This is a genomic window from Paraburkholderia ultramafica (assembly GCF_902859915.1).
GTDB classification, from domain to species: Bacteria; Pseudomonadota; Gammaproteobacteria; order Burkholderiales; family Burkholderiaceae; genus Paraburkholderia; species Paraburkholderia ultramafica.
The window spans coordinates 266,330-286,047 of record NZ_CADIKK010000002.1 but is presented as its reverse complement, the minus strand read 5'-3'; the positions used below and the strand labels follow the sequence as shown (position 1 = coordinate 286,047).

The following is a 19,718-nucleotide window of genomic DNA, read 5'->3' as shown; positions in this document are numbered from 1 at the left end:
CGCATCAATCGACGACCATTCATGACCATTTGAGGGACTCGCATCATGAACACGACATCTGTCATCAAAGCTTCGTTGCGCAAGCGCTCGACCATCGCCCGAGTCGCCGGTTGTATCGCGATTGCGGCGAGCGTGCTGGCCGCGCAGCGCTTCGCGAATTCAGCCGAAGCGGCGACGAAGATTCCACCGCCCGTTCAGGACGAGCAGGTCGGCGCAACGCATAGCGAAACCGCGGTGCTGGCGGGCGGCTGCTTCTGGGGTGTGCAAGGCGTATTCGAACATGTGCGGGGCGTGAAGCAGGTCGCCGCGGGCTATGCGGGCGGCGCGGCGAGCACCGCGCAATATGAAACCGTCAGCGACGGCGATACCGGACACGCGGAGTCGGTGCAGATCACCTATGACCCGACGCAGATTACCTACGGACGTCTGTTGCAGATTTTCTTCTCGGTCGCGCACGACCCCACCGAGTTGAACTATCAGGGCCCCGACCACGGTACGCAATACCGCTCGGCGATTTTCCCTGCCAATGCGCAGCAGCGCAGCGTCGCGACGTCATACATCGCGCAGCTCGACAAGGCGCATGTGTTTTCCGGGCCGATCGTCACGCGGGTGGAGGACTTCAAGGGCTTCTATCCAGCGGAAAACTATCACCAGAACTTCCTCGCCCTTCATCCCGACTACCCGTATATCGCCATTAACGATCTGCCGAAAGTGAGCGGACTGAAGCGAATGTTTCCCGAGCTGTACCGCAACGATCCGGTATTGCTGAAGACGGGCGCGTGGCAGGCAATTGGGCGCTGCTGCGTTTTTTGATTCGCTCCTTGAGACGTGGAGCACGGCAGCGCCCGGTTCTCCGCTCAACAGGCAGTCTCGCGGTTGCGGTAGTCGGGCGTGATCTCGTCGAAAACGGAGTAATCGCCGGCCGTGTATACATACGACACACCCACGAGCCACGCAGGCGTAAAGCGCTTATAACCGCCTGGTTCCCCGTTTTGCAGCCTGAGCCCCGACGAATCCGGGTAGTTGAACAGCACGTTCGTATAACTCGCGAGCACGTTGACGATGCCGAAGTCGTAGCTCGCCCCCGCGCCGATGATGCGCTGCTGGTCCGTCGACTTGCAACGTCCGCTTCGGAGAAGCCGGGATCCGTATTCTCGACACAGGCGTCCGTTGGAGGTCCCGTCAAGCAAGCGGCAGGTCTTTGGGGCGGCAACTATCGCCTCCGTTTGCAGCGACGGACGCGTGAGTCGAAGCGCTCGCCGGACCTCGCACAGCCGGTCCTTATGAACGGGAACCTGCCTTATCGAGCACCTGCCTCGCCTGCTGCCCCAAGGCTCGCGACAGGTTCCCTGCTTCATGTCTGAGCAGCTCGGCAAACAGCACGACCCGCTCATCAGTGACGCGCACGCTCGGGCCGAATATGCAGATTGAACCGGCTACCTGATCTGCCCCATTGAAGAACGGTGCGGCGACCGCCACGGCACCTTCGATCAATTCATGGCGGCTTGTTGCAAAGCCCTGTGTGCGAATCGTTTCCAGCTCGGTGAGCAGGCGCGCGACGTCCGGTTTCGAATCGGAGATGTAGCGGCCTAGTTCTTCGGCGGAAAGCCGCATCTGGGAAAGGATCGACCGGCCACTCGCTCCGAGCACGAGCTTTTCGCGGTAACCGACACCCCGCCGGAAACTCAGCGGCTGCGCACTTTGGATCTCCGCGACACACAGGCGATACACGCCGTCAGGCACGAACAGGGCCACCGTTTCCGCAGTCGCTTCCCACAGTTTTCGCAGCATAGGCTGCGCAAGCTCGGCGACGCTTTGACCCGTGATCCAGACATGCGCCAGATGTGCGACGGCACTCCCGAGGCGAAAACGCTGCGGCTCCCCAGAGGAGACGAGAAATCCCTGCTGCTCGAGCGTATTGAGCAGCCGGTACAACGTCGGTCGGCTCAAATCCACGCGGGTAAGCAGTTCGGCCGCTGACAGTTCGTCGTCGCCAGGCCGGAACGCCAGAAGAATTTCCAGCGCTCTCTCGACTGCACGCACACTTTCATGCGATTTTTTCTCTTCCATCTGAAATTTCCTGTTCTTTCTGGCCCTAGCTGATTTCGCATTGTAGTGAAACTCCTGGGTGCTGAGTGCTTGACTCAGATTAAACTGTCCGTACAATGAAATTTAATTCTCACACAGCGGACAACACGCAAACCTGATTCGGAGGAAAGAATGGACAGGAACATGTCAGAAACCCTGGTGCGCACAGGCCCGGGCACCGCAATGGGCAATCTCATGCGTCGTTACTGGGTGCCGGTGCTTTTAACGGGCGAGATTGCCGATCCGGACTGCCCGCCGGTGCGGGTGCAGATTCTCGGCGAGAAACTGCTGGCGTTTCGTGACTCAGAAGGCAACCCGGCCGTGATCGACGAGTTTTGCTCGCATCGCGGCGTGTCGCTGTATTTCGGTCGCAACGAGGAAAACGGCATCCGTTGCGCGTATCACGGCCTGAAATTCGATCGCGACGGCAACTGTGTCGACGTGCCGTCCGCGCCTCAGGCGTGCAAGCACATGGGCATCACGGCGTATCCGTGCATCGAGCGCGCTGGAATCGTCTGGGCCTACATGGGACCGAAGGACCGCCAGCCGGCTCCGCCCGATCTCGAGTGGTGCAATCTCCCCGCAAGCCATGTGTTCGTTTCCAAGCGACTCCAGGAATCGAACTATCTGCAGGCGATGGAAGGCGGGATCGATACGAGCCACGTATCGTATGTACATCGCTATGAAGTCGACGAAGACCCCATGCATCAGGGCACCAAGGCGCTCGACTACATCAAGGCGGACGGCAATGTGATCTTCGAAATCGAGAAGACGCAGTTTGGCCTGACGCTCTTCGGCCGCCGCAATGGCGAACCGGATTCGTACTACTGGCGTGTGACGCAGTGGCTGTTTCCGTGGTACACGCTGATCCCGCCATTCGGCGGCCATTCGCTGGCGGGCCACGTGTGGGTACCGATCGACGACAACAACTGCTGGGCCTGGAGCATCAACTTCCGTCCCGACCGTCCGTTGAACGAGCAGGAGTTGACCGACCTGGAGGCGGGCAAGGGGATCCACTGCGAATACGAGCCGGGCACGTTCCGGCCACGGGCCAACAAGGACAACGATTACCTCATCGACCGCCAGGCACAGAAGGACAAGCGGGCTTATTCGGGCGTATTCGGCTTTGCCATGCAGGATGCTTCGCTGCAGGAAAGCATGGGGCCGATCCAGGACCACAGCAAGGAAAAGCTGTTGCCGACCGACCGTGCGATCGTGATGGCGCGTCGCATGCTGTACGAGGCAGCGACGGCGCTGCTCCCGGATTCCGATCCGCCCGCGATCGACGCCGATCAGCAGCGCGTGCGGGCAGCAGGCGCCTTGCTGCCACGTGATCAGAAGCCGCAGGAATGGGCTGCGATTCACCTTGTCGACGGCAAAGGGCAGCCGATCTACTCGATCTGATTTCCTGAGCCGGGCGCTCGCCCGGCTTTTTCGATCACTGTTTGCGTATTCCGCAATAAGGAGGCCGGCGCAACGTCGGCATGAAATGCAGCAAGGTACAAGACTTCAAGGCAAGGTCGCGTTGATCACCGGTGGCGGTGGTGGAATCGGGGGCGCGACGGCCCGCGTGTTTTGTGGCGAGGGTGCGGCCGTCGTGCTGGTCGATGCGAACCCGGCAGGGCTGGCAAATGTCGCTGACGAACTGATCCGGCTGGATCCATCCGCCCGGATCAAAACGTTCGTGGCCGATGTGTCCAGCGTAGCCGATGCGCTACGCGCGGCTCAGCATGCCGCCGAGTCGTTCGGTGGGCTCGACGTGCTGGTTAACAATGCCGCCGTGCGCAATTACAGTCCGCTCGCGGAGGCAACGCCGGCCGAGTGGCAAGCCATGGTGTCAGTCAATCTGATTGGCACATCGAACTATTGCAAGGCGGTGCTTCCTCTACTGCGCCAGTCGGGCTCTGCCAGCATAGTCAATGTGTCGTCCTGCTACGCCGTGACGGGTCGAAAGGGCATGGGCCTGTATGACGCGACCAAGGCCGGCATGCTCGCGATGACACGCACACTCGCGTTCGAGGAGGCGGCGCACGGGGTGCGCGTGAATGCGGTATGTCCGGGTTCCACGCTCACCGATTTTCACGTCAACCGGGCGCGCGCCGCGGGCAACAGCGTCGAGGTTCTCAAAACACAGAGGCACGATACGTCGTTGATCGGGCGGTGGGCCGCGCCTGAAGAAATCTCCTGGCCGATTCTGTGGCTCGCGAGTGACGAAGCATCGTTCATCACCGGTACGACGCTGATGGTCGACGGTGGTCTGTCGATCATGTAACGGGCGGGCGGCATGAACAATCCCAGAATTACCGTGCGCGTTGCGCGCCGGCATGCCGAGGCTGACGGCATTGTCAGCTTCGAACTCGTCAGCCTCGATGGAGGCGAGCTGCCCCCGTTCGAGGCGGGTGCCCATATCGACGTGCACGTACCCGGTGGACTGATCCGGCAGTACTCGCTGTGCAATGCGCCGTCGGAGCGTGATCGATACCTGATCGCCGTCCTGCGCGATATGGCATCACGTGGCGGCTCGAAGGGCATGCACGATGCCGTGCATGAGGGCGACGAAATCCAGATCAATGCGCCGCGCAATCATTTCGCGCTCGCAAAGGGCAATGTCGAACATCTGCTGTGCGCGGGAGGCATCGGACTGACGCCGCTGCTTTGCATGGCCGAGCATCTGGATCGCGAGGGAGCTGCGTTCAGCCTGCACTACTGCACCCGATCGCGCGCTCGCGCGGCCTTCGCGGAACGGATCGCGCGTTCGTCGTGGGCACACCGGGTACAGTATCACTTCGATGATGGCGAAGGTGCCCAACGCATCGATCTCAATGCGCTGCTGGCAAACCCGCAACCCGAACGGCATCTGTATGTATGCGGCCCGCAGGGATTCATGAACGCAGTGCTCGACACGGCGCGTTCGCTGGGTTGGCCTGCCGAGCGCTTGCACTACGAGTATTTTGCCGCGGCGCCGGCAGCCACAGGCGACGAGTCATCGTTCGATGTCCGGCTGGCGCGCTCCGGTTGCGTCGTGTCGGTTCCCGCCGGCCGGACCGTTATTCAGGCGCTCGCCGAAGCTGGCGTGGACGTGCCGGTCTCGTGCGAGCAGGGTATTTGCGGAACCTGTCTCACGCGGGTCCTGGATGGCGAGCCCGATCATCGCGATCTGTATCTCTCGCCCGCCGAGCAGGCTCGCAACGATCAGTTCCTGCCGTGCTGTTCACGGGCCAGGTCGCGGATGCTCGTGCTCGATCTGTAGCAGTGGGACATACCAGCCTGCATCGACAGGCTGGATCAAGAATCAGAACATCACGGCGGCCGCGCGCACGCCTTGCATCGGAGGAGTCATGGAGAAAAATCTGGCGTCGTCTGGCGACGTATCCAGTGGAGTCTGGACCGCGGAAACCTCCGCAGGCACAGAGGCGAGCAGTTACCGGTGGGTTGCACTGTTTATCGTATGGGCGGCGTTCCTGCTCAGCTATATCGACCGGGTGGCGTGGAGCACGGTCGCGGCACCCGTGGGCGCCTCTCTTGGGCTCGAAGTCGCCCTGCTCGGCGCGTTCGTGACGGCCTTCTATGTGGGCTATGTGCTGGCCAATGTGGTCGGCGGCATACTGACTGACCTGCTTGGCGGACGGACAATGCTGACGTTGGCCCTGCTGCCGCTAGGCGTCTTTACTTTCTGCTTCGGCTTTACCCATTCGTTGATGACCGGGATCGTGATCCAGCTTGCCATGGGTTTTGCCGCGGGCGCGGATTACTCTGCCGGCATGAAAATCATTCCCGCCTGGTTTACGCGGGACCGCGGTCGCGCCATGGGTATTTACACGACTGCCACGTCACTGGCCGTGATCATCGCCAACGCCGTGGTGCCGTCGTTTTCCGCGCAGCACGGTTGGTCCAACACTTTCCGGATGCTCGGCGTCGTTACGTTTGCGTGGGGTTTTGTCGCGCTGCTGCTGTTGAAGAACCGGCCCGCAAACGATTCGCAGCCTGCGCGAAACAGCGTGAAGGAGATGCTAGGCCTGCTGCGCAACCGCAATCTGATCATCCTTGCCATTGCCGGATGCGGAGGTCTCTGGGCAACCGTGGGGTTCGGCGCGTGGGGCAATGCGCTGATGACCAGGCAGTATGGCATTGCGCCAGTCGTGGCGGGCTCCATCATCGCATCGTTTGGCATAGGAGCGATGATCGCCAAACCGACACTCGGATGGATTTCCGACCTGCCGGGTGTCTCACGCAAGCTGATGTCGATCCTCTGTCTCCTTGCTTTCGTGGTCACACTGCTGGTTTTTGGCAATTGCTCGACAACGGCGCAGTTTTATCTGGTGGCGCCGATACTCGGAGCCTTTTCGTTCGGCTACCTTCCCGTTCTGATGGCGCAGGTCAGCGATGCGTCAGGAAAGCGTCTTGCCGGTGCCAGCGCCGGATGGACCAATGCTGTCTGGCAGATGGGAAGTGCCGTGTCTCCTCTCGCAGTGGGCCATGTATATGGCAACACCCATTCGTTCATGCTCGCGCTGCTTACCCTCGCCGTCGGACCCCTGGTGGGCGTCTGTGCAATGTTCTTTGTCAGCAAGCACATTGCCCGGGAATGAAGGTGCGATAAAACCGGAGTGAGTAACAACAGATGTTTTCATGCCGGCTTGACCGCTTGTACAATTTTGGATGACTAAATAAATGAAAGAAGCGAAAAGGAGACTGACGGTGAAGTCAAACAGTGCGATCCGTTCATTGAGTATTCTTCTCGCCTGTGGAATTGGAGGAGGCACGAGCGCCGGTGCGCATGCACAATCCTCGGCGACCCTCTACGGCATCGTCGATTCAGGTGTTGAATACGTGAGTCATGCGGCGAAGCAAGGATCGGGCGACTTATTCAGGGTCAACACCGGTAACCGTATCAATTCGCGGTGGGGCATTACAGGAAAGGAAGATCTCGGCGAGGGCGTGCGTTCGATCTTCACGCTGGAATCAGGATTCGCCACGAATAGCGGAGCGCTACAGCAGGGTGGCCGGCTGTTCGGTCGGCAGGCGTTTGTCGGTCTCGAGTCGGATCGCTTTGGCACGGTGATGGCTGGACGTCAGATGACGCCGATGTACCGGTATTTTCTTCCGCTCGATCCCCTGAACTATTCGAGCTACGGGCTTTCGGCACAGGATTCCCAGTTCGTCGGACGGGCCGATAACGCCATTGCGTACCTCGGTCACGCGGGGCCTTTCGAGGCAAATGTTCTTTACAGCTTCGGCTACGACTCCACGGTGCCCAACGGCGGACAGGTTCCCGGGGCGTTCCGGATCGGGAAGCAGTTTGACGTCGGAGCCCGCTATCGTCGGGGACCCATCAATCTGACATTCGCCTATGAACAGCGGCAGGGCCAAAGCGCCGCATCGGCGAGCGATAGCGAGCGCCGGTACGTGGCGGGCGGATCCTGGCAGATCGGCAACGCAACGCTTTACGGCGGCTACGAACTGGTGCTCAACACGATCGCGGCTACCCTGCAGGCATCGCCGCCACAATACATGGCATTTGGTGGCCTACGATATAAGGTGACGCCGCAACTTGATCTCTCGGCGGCGTCCTATTATCACTCGTATCGCACAGTATCGGCCCACGCGCTGAGTTCTGGGGTCAACGCTGACTACTGGCTCTCCAAACGGACAGCACTATATACCGATGTGACTTACGTGATAAACAGCGCAAAGTCTGCGTTGAGCGCGACGGGATCTACGACGCCCGTGGCGACAGGTGCAAATCAGCTAGCGATCGCAATCGGGATTGTGCATACGTTTTAGGTTGCCGGTGCGAGTGGAGTATGTTGCGGCGACACACGCGGCGCCGGCGCAACCAGTTGCGATAGAACGCGTATAACATCTGACCTACCCGAATTCTTCGGGCTATTTCGGACTGAGGAGTCGAGAGGATTTGAGCGGATCCGCATAATAATTTCCCGCCCGGCACCAAGGAGAACCCATTGAATACCGAAGCCGTCAACGCGAAGGCGCGCGATTTGATGGCGCCGGTGCTCAGCGCCCGCAAGACCGATCAGCTCATTGAGCGGATCAAAATCGATGCGTGCGATGCTCCGCCGCGAGTCGAAGTGAGCGGCCAGCAAATCGGGCCGAAGCCTGCTTATACCCGGGCCTGAATGTAGGAATGGCTTGCTTCACCATGCGGTGAAAGCAAGCCATTCGTGTTCGATGCACATTAATCCAGCGCGAGAGCCGGGCTCGCGCCGCGGTCGACTAATGACCGTAGCTGGCGACCGGAGCCGAATACGAACTCGACGTCGCGTCCGTGCGGCTGCCTGCCTGCGACGAACCATTGGCTGCCGAACCATAGCCGCTGGTTTGCGCGTTGGCGTTTTGGGCCGCGACACGCGCTTCGGCCGCTTGAATGTTTTCCGGGTAGTCGTAGTTGTTCGCGGTAGCTGGGTCATAGCCGGCCTTTTCCAGTTGAACCAGTTCGGCGCGCACTTGAGCGCGAGTGAGCGGCTGATTGGATTGAGCAAAAGCGGCGAGCGGCGCGGTAATGAGAGCAGCGATAACGACAGCTTCGATCAGCGATTTCATGATTCCTACCTCCAGAGATTCTTTTATGCGGTGCTGGAGACCTATGTGTCTGCAGCGAATGGGGACACTCTAGGGACCTAGTAATCTAGGGTAAACCCACAAACCAAGAATTCACTGTTGCGTCGAACGTCATAATTCGGCGCGGGTGCGGGTGTTCGCGCTTTTAACCGTGCTATCTTGCGGGGTATTACGGCCACCTGACGCCTGCCGGTCGCTATCCGGACCTGTACCGAGGCGCCGAGGTGGGCCGCCACACAATGTAGGTGTGACTCGCCACCACGAATCGCTCGCCTTCGCTTGGGCAGCGAGGCGTCAGCACCCGGGCATCGCAAGCGCGCGGCGCCACGGCCAGTACATGTGAATCAAGGAGACCAATCGCCCATGCCGCAACACGTTGCTCTGCCCTCCTACTGCGACACCGTGCGGGCCGAATGGGTCGACTACAACGGCCACTTGCGCGACGCGTTCTATATGCTGATTTTCAGCTTCGCGACCGATGTGTTGATCGACCTGATCGGTTTGCCCGACACGGTGCGCAAAGAGCGCCGGCGCTCGATCTACACGCTCGAAGCGCACCTCAACTATCTGCATGAGATCAAGGAAGGCGCGCAGGTTCGGGTCGACATGCGAGTGCTCGGGCACGATGCGAAGCGGCTGCATCTGTACCTCGAAATGTTCAGCGGGACTGACGACGAGCCTGTGGCCGCAGGCGAGCAGATGTTGCTGCACGTCGACACCAGCGGGCCACGAGCCGTAGCGTTCGATCGCGATGTCGAGGCCCACGTGCGGGAGTTGGCCAACGCCCACGCCGCGTTGCCGCCGGCAAGATTTGCGGGACGTGCAATCGGCTTGCCCGGCACAACGCAACGCAATGGGAGTGGACATGCTTGAACCGGAAATTGCCGCATTCATCGCAAGGGCCACCGCGATCTATCCCGCGCACACCGCCGCATCGACGCCGCGTGAGCAGCGCGAAATGTACGACCGGTATGCGGCGATGCTGACCCCGCCGCTGCCGGACGAGATCACGACCCAGGACGCCGGGTTAACAACCGACGCGGGTCGTGCGATCGCGCTGCGGCTTTACCGGCATCGTGACAAGACTCACGGAGATGTCCGCGGCACGGTGCTGTACTTTCACGGCGGCGGCTTCGTGCTCGGCTCGTTGAACAGCCATCAGATGGTGACTGCGCGCATCGCTGCGGATACCGGGCTCGACGTGGTCGCGGTCGACTACCGGCTCGCTCCCGAACACCGTGCACCGGCCGCGCATGACGACTGCATGGCGGTGACGCTCGCCGCGCTGGCAGGGCGCCTGCCTTTCGATCTGCACACCGACGCCGCGCTGCAACTGGCCGGCGACAGTGCCGGCGGCACGCTCGCGGCCAGCATCGCGATGCGGCTGCGCGACGACGGCATGCGGCGCGTGCGCGGGCTGGCGCTGGTCTACCCGATGCTCGGCACCGAGCCGGAACTGCCGGCGCGCGACACCGAAGCGCATGCACCGATGCTCACGCTTGTCGACGTTCATACGTTCCGCGATTCGTATTGGGGCAACGGCGAGTCCGCGTCCTACCCCGCGTGGACGATCCCGCTCGCTGCGACGCGCTTCGACGGCCTGCCGCCGACGCTTGCGTTCGGCGTCGAACACGATCCGTTAAGGGACGATGCGCGCGTCTTTGTCGAGCGGATCATTGCAGCAGGTGGAGACGCGCGACTCAGTATCGGCGTCGGGCTTGTGCATGGATGCTGGCGCGCGCTCGAATCGAGCCCCGGCGTGCAGGCAATGCATAAGGAGGTGTGCGATTTTCTGTCCGCCCAGGCTCGCCGTTAGTCTGGCGTGAATCCGTGAGGTCAGCCAAAGTCAGCGATTGCGCTCATTGCGCCACTGCGAGAATGTCAGAAGGTCCAAGCCCACCTCGGCCGGATCGATGCGGGTCCAGCCATAGAACGCGTCGCCCCAGCCCGGGATGCCGCGCGGTGTCAGCTTCCTGAACTCCATGCCGCCACGGTAGGCAAGGTCCGGCCAGAACAGCGGCATCACCTCGCGCACCGCCAGTTGCCTCAACAGTTCGGCAGGGCCGCCCTCGTCGGCCACGATCTCGCCCTGCGAGATCCAGTCGTTCTCGGCCCACGCGACGAACACGCTCGGGTTGCCGCCGTGGTCGAACATCAGAATCACGTTCTGCTCCGGACGCCAGTAGTACTCAATGATGCCTTGCGCGGCCACCACGTCGTCGATCACCTTGCGCGTTCGCGGATCGCAATACGTCATGCCGTTCTCGCCCAACGCCAGCCAGCCCGATTCCGAGCAATGCCGGCTTTTGGCGTCCTTCAGAAAATGAACCAGCCGGTTGGCCGAATCCGCGTCCGTTTTCCGCAGATACAGATCCACGATGCCGGCATTGAACGCCTTGACCGCGACGGTCTCGTTCGCGACGCCGGTCAGCAGCACTTTCGCGCAACGGAAATGGGATATCGACGAGAGGAATTCGACGCCGTTCATGCCCGGCATGTCGTAATCGACGACAACCGCGGCGACTTCCTCGAAACGGGAACGCCGCGCGACGACGTCCCGCTCGGCCGACGTTTCGAGGAACCGCTCGACACCCGGCTCGCTCAGGCAGGCCGACGCTGAAGCGAACTCCAGCGAATTCTCGCGCGCGTGCTGACGGATGAAACCGAGCGCGGTTTGCGGCCGCGTGAAAAACAGATTGGTCAAAGTGTCCGGAAAGAACCGGCGCAACGCATCCAGGTAGCTGTCGTTGTCATCGACGAAAACAACCGTTGCCGGATAGAAAACAGGTGGTCGAATAAAATTGTTCATGTTTCACGTGGTCCGTCACGTCGCCGCTGGCGCACTCCCGAGGCAGGCCGGCAAGCCACGCAAAGGCGTGGCCGGGACGGCATGCCGCGCAGCGATAGCCCCGGTATGAACGGCGGTCGAAACCTCGTCGTGAACCGCTCGTCCGAGTGCAGTATGGTCAGCGCGTTGTTTTTGCCGTTGCCGGTCGCAGCATAATATTTTCAGGGGGACAGGCCGGCGCGCCTCGTCCGTGTTCCTACGCCAGATCGTCGAACGCTGGCGGACAGGCCGGTCTCCCGTTGAACCGTATAGTACAGGGCTCTTAGCCCGAACAGTACAAACTTGCGTCGCATTCCAGCAATGCGTATGCGGATTGCATGTACCGGCTAAATTGGGGCGAAATGGAGAAAGACCGCTGCGGCGCAACGGAATCTTGATCGCCACAGTAGAGGGCACGCGACCTGGCCCGTTCAAGCTCCATTCAGACATCAGCCATCGTTGCCGCGCGATGCGAACGATCGTTCGGGAAGCAGTCGTTTATCATCGACTTATCACAATCCTTGAAAGATCCGTTGGTTAAATATGACGAATACCGGCAAGGTGTTGATAATCGGCCTGCTCGTGATTGATCTCGGCGTCGCCGGTTATCTACTTTTTCCGAAAGACGAACGGCGGCCGGCGGTAACCGGCACCGTGACCAGCAGCGCCATCACAGCGGCAGCGGACGACTCCGTGGCCAGCGAAACTCATGTGGTGGCCGGCAGTGTGGTTCGCGCGATGCCGCCTGCCGGCGGCATGGACATGCGCGCCGTGGTGACGCCGGCTCCGGCGGCTCCGAAGGCTGCGACGGTTGCGCCCGCCCTGGCTGCGAAGGCCACGACGGCCGCGACGGCTCCAAAGGCTGCGACGGTTACGCCCGCCCCGGCTGTCGCGACTATCGCGCCTGACGCCGGCCAGGCGGCCAGGCACGCCGCGATTGGATCGCAACCTGTAGCCCCCACGGTCGCCCCGGCGCAAGTCCAACAGTCCGCCCATACGCAGTCGAAACCGGTCATGCAGGCCGAACAGACGCGTGGGCGCAAGCATGACGATGCGCAACGCAGCGGCTCGAACCAGGTATCGGCGGCGCTGACGGCGCAACTCGTCAAGGAGTCCGCCAAGCCCGATCCGTCGCTGCCGCTACCGCCAAACAGCAGCAGCGGCAACGGCAGCGACAGCGGCCCGACTGGCCGAGGCTCGAATCCGGTCGCGTCGGCGATGACCGATCAACTGGTCAGGGAGTCCTCGAAGGTGACGCCGTCATCTTCGTCGACGTGGCAATCCGACAAGCGCTGAACCGATGCGCGTTGCGCGCGTCGTTGCGCGGCGACCGCGCGCATGCTTCGAGCACCATCACGCCGAAGAGTCAGGGCCGCGACGCCACTTCGTCCAGATGTTCCAGCAGGTCGGCCGGATCGTCGTAGACCCGCAACGCGCCCGCGCGTTCGAGTTCCTCCGTGCCGTATCCGCCCGACAGCAGGCCCACGCCTAGCGAACGGCATCGCCGCGCGGCGAGCATGTCCCAGATGCTGTCGCCGACCACGACCGTGTGCTCGATCGGCACGCCGAGGCGCTGCGCGGCAGCAATGAACAGGTCCGGGTCGGGCTTCGCGTATTTGACGTCGTCGCGCGTCACGACAACCGCTTGCGCCGGGTCGACGCCCAGCGCCTCCAGATTGAGCGCGGCGGTCTCCATCCGGCCGCTGGTCGCCACTGCCCACGGCGTTCCGGCCTGCGTCAGCGCGTCGAGCAATTCGCGGGCGCCCGGCAGCGGGCACACCTGCGCACGCATTCGCTGATAGGCCACGGCGTGTGCACGACGCAGCCGCTCACCCCGCTCGACGCTGATTTCACCGTGCGTCTCGCGTAGCAGTTGATTCGTGAACAGGCCGCCGCTCATGCCGATCTTGCGATGAATCCGCCAGACCGACAGCGGGATGCCTTCACTGTCCAGCGCTTCTTTCCAGGCGAGCACGTGCTGGTAGACGCTATCGACGAGCGTGCCGTCGAGATCGAATAGAAATGATGTCTGGATTCGCATGGCGGGCTCCGGTGATGGCGGGTGTCGTCAATATGCCATGTATTGCTGGACGAGCAGGCCGGTTACGAAACGCGGTGGGCAACTGCTCACGTCATCCCAGGCGTGGGCTTGAATACCATCAGATAGTAGACGCCCAGCATCGAAGCAAACGCCGGATATCCGGGCAACGTCCACCAGCCGGCATAGCGCCAATATCGCGGTAGCAACTCGCCGTGGCCGCGCGCGTTTGCAATGGCAGCGATTCTCGCGAGTTCGGGTTGCAGCCCGACCACCTTCGCGCTGTCCAGGCAAAACGACTACTGCGAGACAAGTTGCCGCTCCAACTCACTGCCTGCCGCCCCACCCTGCTCAATCAACTCCGGCGTCAGCCCCAACTCTTCCCGCAATCCCACCCAACCTTGATGGCCTCCGCTACGTCGCGCGAGTTTTCGGCCGCTACGACGTAGGCACTCGGCTTCGAAGTCCATGCGTCGACCCAGCCTGAAGTTTGCGTGAGTCCGGGCTCGTCGCCGAGAAAGTAGGGGTTCTTCAACTGGCCGAGGATGAATCGGCAAGCCGCGCCATCCGGCGCTTCCTCACATGCGCCGAGCGGCGCGGAAAGCTTGCTCAAGCGTCCGCCGACCTTCTCATCCACCCTGCCGCCCTCGCTTCGTCTTTTCCGAACCTTCGCTCTTTAAATAGCAGGTTTATCCGATCCACACCCTGCCGCAGACTGAGGCTCCTCATCACTGCGGACAGCGTCCGCGCAAAGGAACCTATCATGCGAACCTATCCGCGCAACAGTCCTCAGGCCGCTGCACGCATCGTGGCGCTCGCGCTGACTTCCGACGGGCACGTGTGCAGCTCGGAGGAACGCGCACTCGAAATATTGGGCATCGCAGACCAACTCGGTCTTGCACCGGCGCAATTCGCACAGATCGTGCAGACGCTGTGCGAGGATCGCTCGATCGCGCACATGTCGCCCGAGCTGGCGGTGGACCATCTCGACACCGCCCAGCTCGCCACGCTGATCGACGAAATCGACGACCCTGTATTGCGTCACAAAGTCATCCGCCTGTGCCTCGCGGTGACGGTCGCGGACGGCCATCTGGCGGACGGCGAGATCGCGTTGCTCGCCGCGGTGTTCAACGCGTGGGGTCCAAAAATCCGCCAATAAACGCAAGCCCGCGGCACAGAACGCCGCCGCGCACGTCGAGTGCATGGTGCGATTACGACCGTGCGGCGGCGAGCACCTGGGAAGCGAGCGCATGGTGCTGCCCGCGCCGCGACCGGATCGCGTGGATCTCTTCGACCACGCCTTGCGCACGACCCAGCCAGCGCAGGCCGCGCAGCAACGACAAGTCCTCCGCGCCCAGTTCCGCGAGCGGAAACACGCCGAGACCGCGCGCGGCGAACACGGCCATCAGCGCGCTGTCCTCGAATTCCCCGACAATTCGCGGCCGGATGCCTTCGGCCTCGAACCAGCGGTCGAGCCGCGCACGCAACGCGCCGTGCCGGGTCGGCAGGGGCACGGGCACCTCGGCGAGGCACTGCGGAAAACCAGCACGCGCGGACTTGCGAACCGTCTCCGTGGGCCCATACCAATCCACCGGTGAGCCGACAAGGCGCTGACTCAGCACGCGCAGGTCCGCGTTGGGCGGCGCCGGCTGGCACGCGAGTACGAGATCGAGCCGATGCAGCGCGAGCTCCGACAACAGGTGCGCAGGTTCGCCGTCGTGACAGAGCAGCCTGAGCGACGGCGTATCGAGCACTGGCGCAAGGAGCGCATGCGCGGCGAGCTTTGAAATGCCGTCGGACAAACCGACGGCGAGCCGGGCGATACCTTCGCCGCCCGCATCGCGCATTTCGTCGAGCAGCGCCTCGCCGAGCTGAAAAATCTGCTCCGCGCGATTGAAGGCCGTCTCGCCAGCCTCGGTCATCGTGACGCCGCGCCCGGCGGGCTTCAGCAACTGACGCCCGATCGATTTCTCCAGCTCGCGCACCTGCGCGCTGATCGTCTGGACGGCCATGTCGAGCCGTTCGGCCGCGCGCGCGAAGCCGCCCTCCTTTACGACGATCCAGAAATAGTACAGGTGACGGTAGTTGAGCATGCTTCAGACATTTCGAAATAAACGATATGTCATTCAGCTTATCACTGATTTATCCGAACCATGAAGACGACGATGATGGCGGTTCCGCGTCATTCACCGCATCGCTTTTTCCCACGACTCCATGGACTCCCTGCCCGTACTCATCGCCGATCCCGCCGCATGGGCAGCGCTCCTGACGCTGGTCGTGATGGAAATCGTGCTCGGCATCGACAACCTGATCCTCATCTCGATCCTCAGCAACAAGCTGCCCGAAGCACAACGCGCACGCAGCGCGTCGGCATCCTGCTTGCGCTCGTGATGCGGCTGGCGCTGCTCGGCACAGTCGCGTGGATCGCGCAACTGACCGAAGCCGCGATCACGCTCTTCGGTCACGAGTTTTCGTGGCGCGCCCGATCGAGATCGACTACTGTCCGGTCTGCCGCGGCGTGTGGCTCGACCGCGGCGAACTCGACAAACTGATTGCGCAGGGCGCGGAGCATGTCGACGCTTCATCGACTGCACGCGCCGGTCGCGATGGTCAGCGCGACAGGGACCACGCGTATGAAGCAGACCGCAATCGCGGGTACGACGATCATCGGACCGGGTATCGAGGGCATAAAAAGAAACGCTCGATTTTCGATGTGTTCGATTTCGACTAAACGCGTCAGCGCAGCCGGAACGGCGCGGCGCTAGCGTCCTGGCGCGCTTTGCTCCGAGCACCTTTGCTGGCAGTTCCGGCGCGAGGCGCTTCTTTACCCGTGGGCGCGCCGCCGCCGTTCAACTGCTCCATCCACGCCAAGGTATCGACGTACGACAGAAACTGCTTGAGATACCCCGGCGACAACTCGCGCATCAACGAGAGTGACCGGTGCACGAGGCTGCTCGAGTTGAGCGGGCCGGCATTCCCAGGCACTTGCGCCAGCGACTGGCGCAACTGTTTCTCGGCACGGACTTTGGACCAGACTTCCCTGAAGTAATCGAGCGCCGGCAACTCTGGATACGAAGCGGCGCCATCGCGATCCGCCGGCATACGACGGGCGATGTGGTCGATCAGTCCCGCAAGCGTTTCGTGAGCGGGCTCCCGTGAGGCCGATGTCAGCGCGACGGCGTCCGCTTCGGCAACCGCAGCCGTGGCGCGCTCAAGATCCGCTGCATAGGCGTCGAGCAATGCTGACAGCCTGTCGTCGAGGACGCGTCGCGCTTCGCCGCTATGGGTGGCCGCGCGCCGCTCCAGCGCCGCGATGAAATGAAAGCGGACCGGGTCCAGGCGATCCGCGCCGCGCTCGCGCCACGCGTCGAGCGTCGCGCGGGCTTCGCTTGTCACGCGGGTATCGCCGCTATCGCCGTTATCGCCGCTGTCGTTGCTACGCACCGGGCTTCACCGTTGCAGTCGACGGCCTCGGGATCGGCGCAATTTCCACGCGGCGGTTTTTGGCCCGCCCCTGGTCGTCGGCATTCGAACTCACCGGTTGCCCGGAGCCGAACGCGGCCGCAAACACCGACGGCGCCGGCACGCCCGCGTCGATCAATGCACGAGTCACCGTCAACGCGCGTTGGGCCGACAGTTCCCAGTTGTCGGCAAAGCGACGATTGCCTTCGCGCAGGCGCTGGTCGTCGGTAAAGCCGCTCACCATCAGGATTTCGTCGTTGGCCTGCAGATAAGCGGACAGCGGTCCGGCCAGGCACTTCAGCAGATCGCGGCCTTGCGGCTGCAACTGAGCGGAATTCAGCGCGAACAGCACGTTGCCGCTAATGCCGATGCGTCCGTTGACGAGCGTCACACGCCCTGCCGCCAGCGGCCCGGCCAACGCCTGCTCCAGGGTCTTGCGGCGCTGCGTTTCCGCCTGACGCTGCTTGACCTCCTGCTCCAGCTTGTTCGATAGCTCGAGCTGCACGCCGATGACGCTCACCAGAATCAGCACGAAGGCACCCAGCAGCACCGACATCAGGTCGCCAAACACCGGCCAGATCGGCGCGGCCGGCTCCACGCCGCCGTCGATTTCCTCGCTCATACGACATCGGCTCCGGCGGACGCGCGCTGGCCCGCGAGATGCTGCAGGTCTTCGACGATCTGCTTCTGCGACATCACGCTCAGGTCGATGACTTCACGCGCCTGCGCGACGTAATAGGCCAGTTGTTCGTCACTGCGTGCAAGGGACTTGTCCAGCGCGGTTTCGATCCGTTGCAGGTGAGTCACCAGCTTGTCGTTCGATTCGCCGAACACCTGCACGGCCACGCCGAACGCATCGCCGAGGCTCGCCACTTCAACGGCGCTGCCGGTGACTTGCGCGGCAACCGCGCCGAGCTTGCCGGTCTCGCGCTCGACGTGGTCGGTGAAGCGGGTGCCGACGCGCTCCAGCAGATCCGCCGACGTGGCGACCAGCGCGTCGACGGCCGTGCGCTGCCCGGTGGACGCGAGGTTCACCGCATCGAGCAACGTCTCCAGCGTTTCCAGCAAACGGCTGCGCTCCTGCAGCATCGCGGTGTCGCGGACCATGCTGTCGGAGAGCTTCTGACGCAGTTCGGCGACGACTTCGGCCGCGGCCTTCGGCGCTTCCGATGCGGCTTGCACGAGGCGGCCGATCTCGCCGATCGTGTCGCTCGCATGCGCTTGCGTTTGCGCGGAGATATCGCGTGCGGTTTGCGCCAGCGTCTCGCAGATCTCCTGCTGACGGCTCGCGGCGCGTGCGCCTGTCTGTTCCCACTGCTCGCTCAACGTCGTCGCCATCGAACCAAGCGTCTCGGTCCAGGCGGCCAGCCGCTGTTCATCGCGCGAAGCCAGGTCGGTCTGCAAGTCCGCATGCGACTGACCAACCGTGCGCAGCAGCGACACCGAATGCTGCTCGAAGGTCGCCGCAGCCGTCGCCAGCGCTTGCTGGTTATTCGCCGCCAGCTTCTCGCCGACGCTTTCCTGCCGTGACAACGCGTCCTGCCACGCTTGCGACACGCTGCCCGCCGTCGCGTCCAGCCGCGCGGACACGCCGTCCAGCAGCGCAGCCGAACGTTGTTCGAAGGTTTCGGCGACGCGCTCCAGCGACGTGCGCAGATGCCCGGCCAGTTCGTCGTTCGAGCGCTGCTGCCCGGTCAGTGCGTTATTCCAGAGGTCCGCGACGCGCGTGGTCGTCGCCTCGAAGCCGCTCGACAGTCCGTCGAGCTGCCGCTGCACCGCAGTGGATACCGTGTCGTGCAAAGCAGCGCTCTCGCGCGCGAGACCGGCCAGCGTGACTTCCATGATCGGCTGCAACGCCGCGCCGGCGGCGCGCGCGCTGTCGGCGACGCTGTCCTTCAACGATTGCTCGACGGCGCCCGCGAGTCGCAGGTAAGCGGTCTCGGTCTTGCGATGGAACGCGTCCTGCCTCGCAATCTGCCGCTCGCTCAACGCGGCGCTCTGTTGCTCGATGGCCGCCATCATCGTCTGCAGCCGCTCGACCAGCGTGGGCATCACCTCAGCCTGGCGCTGCAGCAGCCTGAAGCTTTCCTCGCGCTGATGGGTCTGCGAGTAGACACGCAAGCTCGTCGCGATCTTCACGTCGAGCATCTGCGCCGCTTCGAGCCGCTCGCGGCGGCACAACGCGGACAGCAACCCCAGCATCGCGGAAGTTGCCACGCCCGCAATCGAGGTGCCGAACGCGAAGCCCAGCCCCTTGACCGGCGCCGCCAGCGACGCGCGGATCGCCTGCAGGTCGGTGGCACTCTCCAGCGCGATGCCGGTGCCGCGCAGCGTCGCCACCATGCCGAGCAGCGTGCCCAGCATGCCCAGCAACACCAGCAGGCCAACGAGATACGGTGTCAGCGCCGGTCCCGGCAAGGCCACGCGCTCGCCCTCGATGCGCAGCCGCGCCGCGTTGCGCAGGCCTGGATGCAGCGGGTCGAGCCACGCGGCGAGGCTCGGCGGCGGCGCGGACAGCCCCGCGAGCGCGCGAGTCAATGTGGCAGTCGCCTGGCTGTAGCGGCGCAATTCGAGCGCGCCCGCCAGGTAGCACGCAACGATCAACAGGGTGACGGCCAGCGCCAATGGGTTCGAACCGACATAGCTGGCGGCGATCCAGCACGCAGCGGCCAGACCTGCCAGAAACACAACGAGATCAATACGATATCTGGACATAGTGTCCCA

Annotated in this window: 23 protein-coding genes and 1 pseudogene; 13 read left to right on the top strand and 11 right to left on the bottom strand. The window is 62.9% G+C overall.

What is annotated here, in order from left to right; genetic code table 11:
- Window positions 1-45 precede the first annotated feature (45 nt).
- Window positions 46-813, top strand: a complete 768-nt coding sequence (gene msrA / locus HV744_RS03390; RefSeq protein ID WP_175148126.1) for a peptide-methionine (S)-S-oxide reductase MsrA — start codon at window positions 46-48, stop codon at window positions 811-813.
- A 44-nt stretch (window positions 814-857) separates the two neighbouring features.
- On the opposite strand, the gene HV744_RS03385 is transcribed toward msrA, so the two are convergent.
- Window positions 858-1,190, bottom strand: a complete 333-nt coding sequence (locus tag HV744_RS03385) for a porin family protein (RefSeq protein WP_175148125.1) — start codon at window positions 1,188-1,190, stop codon at window positions 858-860.
- 91 nt (window positions 1,191-1,281) lie between these two features.
- On the bottom strand, window positions 1,282-2,070 hold the full coding sequence (locus tag HV744_RS03380) for an IclR family transcriptional regulator (RefSeq protein ID WP_175148124.1): 789 nt from the start codon (window positions 2,068-2,070) through the stop codon (window positions 1,282-1,284).
- A 150-nt stretch (window positions 2,071-2,220) separates the two neighbouring features.
- Here HV744_RS03380 and HV744_RS03375 point away from each other — a divergent pair, with 150 nt between their 5' ends.
- The 6 genes from HV744_RS03375 (at window position 2,221) to HV744_RS03350 (ending at window position 8,225) form a co-directional block, all read left to right on the top strand.
- Window positions 2,221-3,492, top strand: a complete 1,272-nt coding sequence (locus tag HV744_RS03375) for an aromatic ring-hydroxylating dioxygenase subunit alpha (RefSeq protein WP_175148123.1) — start codon at window positions 2,221-2,223, stop codon at window positions 3,490-3,492.
- An 85-nt stretch (window positions 3,493-3,577) separates the two neighbouring features.
- Window positions 3,578-4,360 (top strand): SDR family NAD(P)-dependent oxidoreductase, encoded by a 783-nt coding sequence (locus tag HV744_RS03370; protein WP_175148122.1) that lies wholly within the window; start codon window positions 3,578-3,580, stop codon window positions 4,358-4,360.
- A gap of 12 nt (window positions 4,361-4,372) precedes the next feature.
- Entirely contained in the window at window positions 4,373-5,338 is a 966-nt protein-coding gene (locus HV744_RS03365; RefSeq protein ID WP_175148121.1) for a PDR/VanB family oxidoreductase, read from the top strand.
- An 88-nt stretch (window positions 5,339-5,426) separates the two neighbouring features.
- Window positions 5,427-6,677 (top strand): MFS transporter, encoded by a 1,251-nt coding sequence (locus HV744_RS03360; RefSeq protein WP_175148120.1) that lies wholly within the window; start codon window positions 5,427-5,429, stop codon window positions 6,675-6,677.
- An 82-nt stretch (window positions 6,678-6,759) separates the two neighbouring features.
- On the top strand, window positions 6,760-7,872 hold the full coding sequence (locus HV744_RS03355; RefSeq protein WP_175148119.1) for a porin: 1,113 nt from the start codon (window positions 6,760-6,762) through the stop codon (window positions 7,870-7,872).
- 179 nt (window positions 7,873-8,051) lie between these two features.
- A complete protein-coding gene (locus HV744_RS03350; protein ID WP_175148118.1) occupies window positions 8,052-8,225 on the top strand; it encodes a hypothetical protein in 174 nt (57 codons plus the stop codon).
- 97 nt (window positions 8,226-8,322) lie between these two features.
- Here the strand turns inward: HV744_RS03350 and HV744_RS03345 are convergent, their stop codons facing one another.
- Window positions 8,323-8,649, bottom strand: coding sequence for a DUF4148 domain-containing protein (locus HV744_RS03345; RefSeq protein ID WP_175148117.1), 327 nt, complete (start codon window positions 8,647-8,649; stop codon window positions 8,323-8,325).
- 381 nt (window positions 8,650-9,030) lie between these two features.
- On the opposite strand from HV744_RS03345, the gene HV744_RS03340 reads away from it, so the two are divergent.
- A complete protein-coding gene (locus HV744_RS03340; RefSeq protein WP_175148116.1) occupies window positions 9,031-9,540 on the top strand; it encodes a thioesterase family protein in 510 nt (169 codons plus the stop codon).
- A complete protein-coding gene (locus HV744_RS03335) occupies window positions 9,533-10,483 on the top strand; it encodes an alpha/beta hydrolase (protein ID WP_175148115.1) in 951 nt (316 codons plus the stop codon). Before HV744_RS03340 ends, HV744_RS03335 begins: the two co-directional genes overlap by 8 nt.
- A gap of 30 nt (window positions 10,484-10,513) precedes the next feature.
- Here the strand turns inward: HV744_RS03335 and HV744_RS03330 are convergent, their stop codons facing one another.
- Window positions 10,514-11,476: a response regulator gene (locus HV744_RS03330; protein ID WP_175148114.1), complete on the bottom strand. Its 963-nt coding sequence runs from the start codon at window positions 11,474-11,476 to the stop codon at window positions 10,514-10,516.
- A 561-nt stretch (window positions 11,477-12,037) separates the two neighbouring features.
- Between HV744_RS03330 and HV744_RS03325 the strand changes: the two genes are divergently transcribed.
- Entirely contained in the window at window positions 12,038-12,790 is a 753-nt protein-coding gene (locus tag HV744_RS03325) for a hypothetical protein (RefSeq protein ID WP_175148113.1), read from the top strand.
- Between the two features lie 70 nt (window positions 12,791-12,860).
- On the opposite strand, the gene HV744_RS03320 is transcribed toward HV744_RS03325, so the two are convergent.
- The 3 genes from HV744_RS03320 to HV744_RS03310 all read right to left on the bottom strand — a co-directional run bounded on the left by HV744_RS03320 (window position 12,861) and on the right by HV744_RS03310 (window position 14,145).
- Window positions 12,861-13,535, bottom strand: a complete 675-nt coding sequence (locus HV744_RS03320) for an HAD family hydrolase (RefSeq protein ID WP_175148112.1) — start codon at window positions 13,533-13,535, stop codon at window positions 12,861-12,863.
- Between the two features lie 86 nt (window positions 13,536-13,621).
- The gene (locus tag HV744_RS03315) at window positions 13,622-13,807 is read right to left on the bottom strand and encodes a DUF2269 family protein (protein ID WP_246278928.1); all 186 of its coding nucleotides are present in this window, start codon (window positions 13,805-13,807) and stop codon (window positions 13,622-13,624) included.
- Between the two features lie 92 nt (window positions 13,808-13,899).
- Window positions 13,900-14,145, bottom strand: coding sequence for a hypothetical protein (locus HV744_RS03310; RefSeq protein ID WP_175148111.1), 246 nt, complete (start codon window positions 14,143-14,145; stop codon window positions 13,900-13,902).
- 150 nt (window positions 14,146-14,295) lie between these two features.
- Between HV744_RS03310 and HV744_RS03305 the strand changes: the two genes are divergently transcribed.
- Window positions 14,296-14,691: a TerB family tellurite resistance protein gene (locus HV744_RS03305; RefSeq protein WP_175148110.1), complete on the top strand. Its 396-nt coding sequence runs from the start codon at window positions 14,296-14,298 to the stop codon at window positions 14,689-14,691.
- 52 nt (window positions 14,692-14,743) lie between these two features.
- Here HV744_RS03305 and HV744_RS03300 read toward each other — a convergent pair whose 3' ends face one another.
- Window positions 14,744-15,625 carry a LysR family transcriptional regulator gene (locus HV744_RS03300; protein ID WP_175148109.1) on the bottom strand — a complete coding sequence of 294 codons (882 nt, stop codon included), beginning with the start codon at window positions 15,623-15,625 and terminating at the stop codon, window positions 14,744-14,746.
- A gap of 121 nt (window positions 15,626-15,746) precedes the next feature.
- On the opposite strand from HV744_RS03300, the pseudogene HV744_RS03295 reads away from it, so the two are divergent.
- Both HV744_RS03295 and HV744_RS03290 read left to right on the top strand, forming a co-directional pair.
- Window positions 15,747-16,012, top strand: a pseudogene (locus tag HV744_RS03295) (TerC family protein); the annotation flags it as partial.
- Window positions 16,006-16,263: a TFIIB-type zinc ribbon-containing protein gene (locus HV744_RS03290; protein WP_175148108.1), complete on the top strand. Its 258-nt coding sequence runs from the start codon at window positions 16,006-16,008 to the stop codon at window positions 16,261-16,263. The pseudogene HV744_RS03295 and the gene HV744_RS03290, both read left to right, overlap by 7 nt.
- A 5-nt stretch (window positions 16,264-16,268) precedes the next feature.
- On the opposite strand, the gene HV744_RS03285 is transcribed toward HV744_RS03290, so the two are convergent.
- Genes HV744_RS03285 through HV744_RS03275 form a run of 3 tightly spaced genes read right to left on the bottom strand, consistent with a single transcriptional unit; the run spans window position 16,269 to window position 19,709 of the window.
- A complete protein-coding gene (locus HV744_RS03285; protein ID WP_246278927.1) occupies window positions 16,269-16,976 on the bottom strand; it encodes a DUF2894 domain-containing protein in 708 nt (235 codons plus the stop codon).
- Complete coding sequence (locus tag HV744_RS03280) at window positions 16,969-17,616, bottom strand: OmpA family protein (protein WP_175148107.1); 648 nt, start codon at window positions 17,614-17,616, stop codon at window positions 16,969-16,971. The genes HV744_RS03285 and HV744_RS03280 overlap by 8 nt, the downstream gene beginning before the upstream one ends.
- Window positions 17,613-19,709 carry a DUF802 domain-containing protein gene (locus tag HV744_RS03275; protein ID WP_175148106.1) on the bottom strand — a complete coding sequence of 699 codons (2,097 nt, stop codon included), beginning with the start codon at window positions 19,707-19,709 and terminating at the stop codon, window positions 17,613-17,615. The genes HV744_RS03280 and HV744_RS03275 overlap by 4 nt, the downstream gene beginning before the upstream one ends.
- Between the last annotated feature and the right edge of the window lie 9 nt (window positions 19,710-19,718).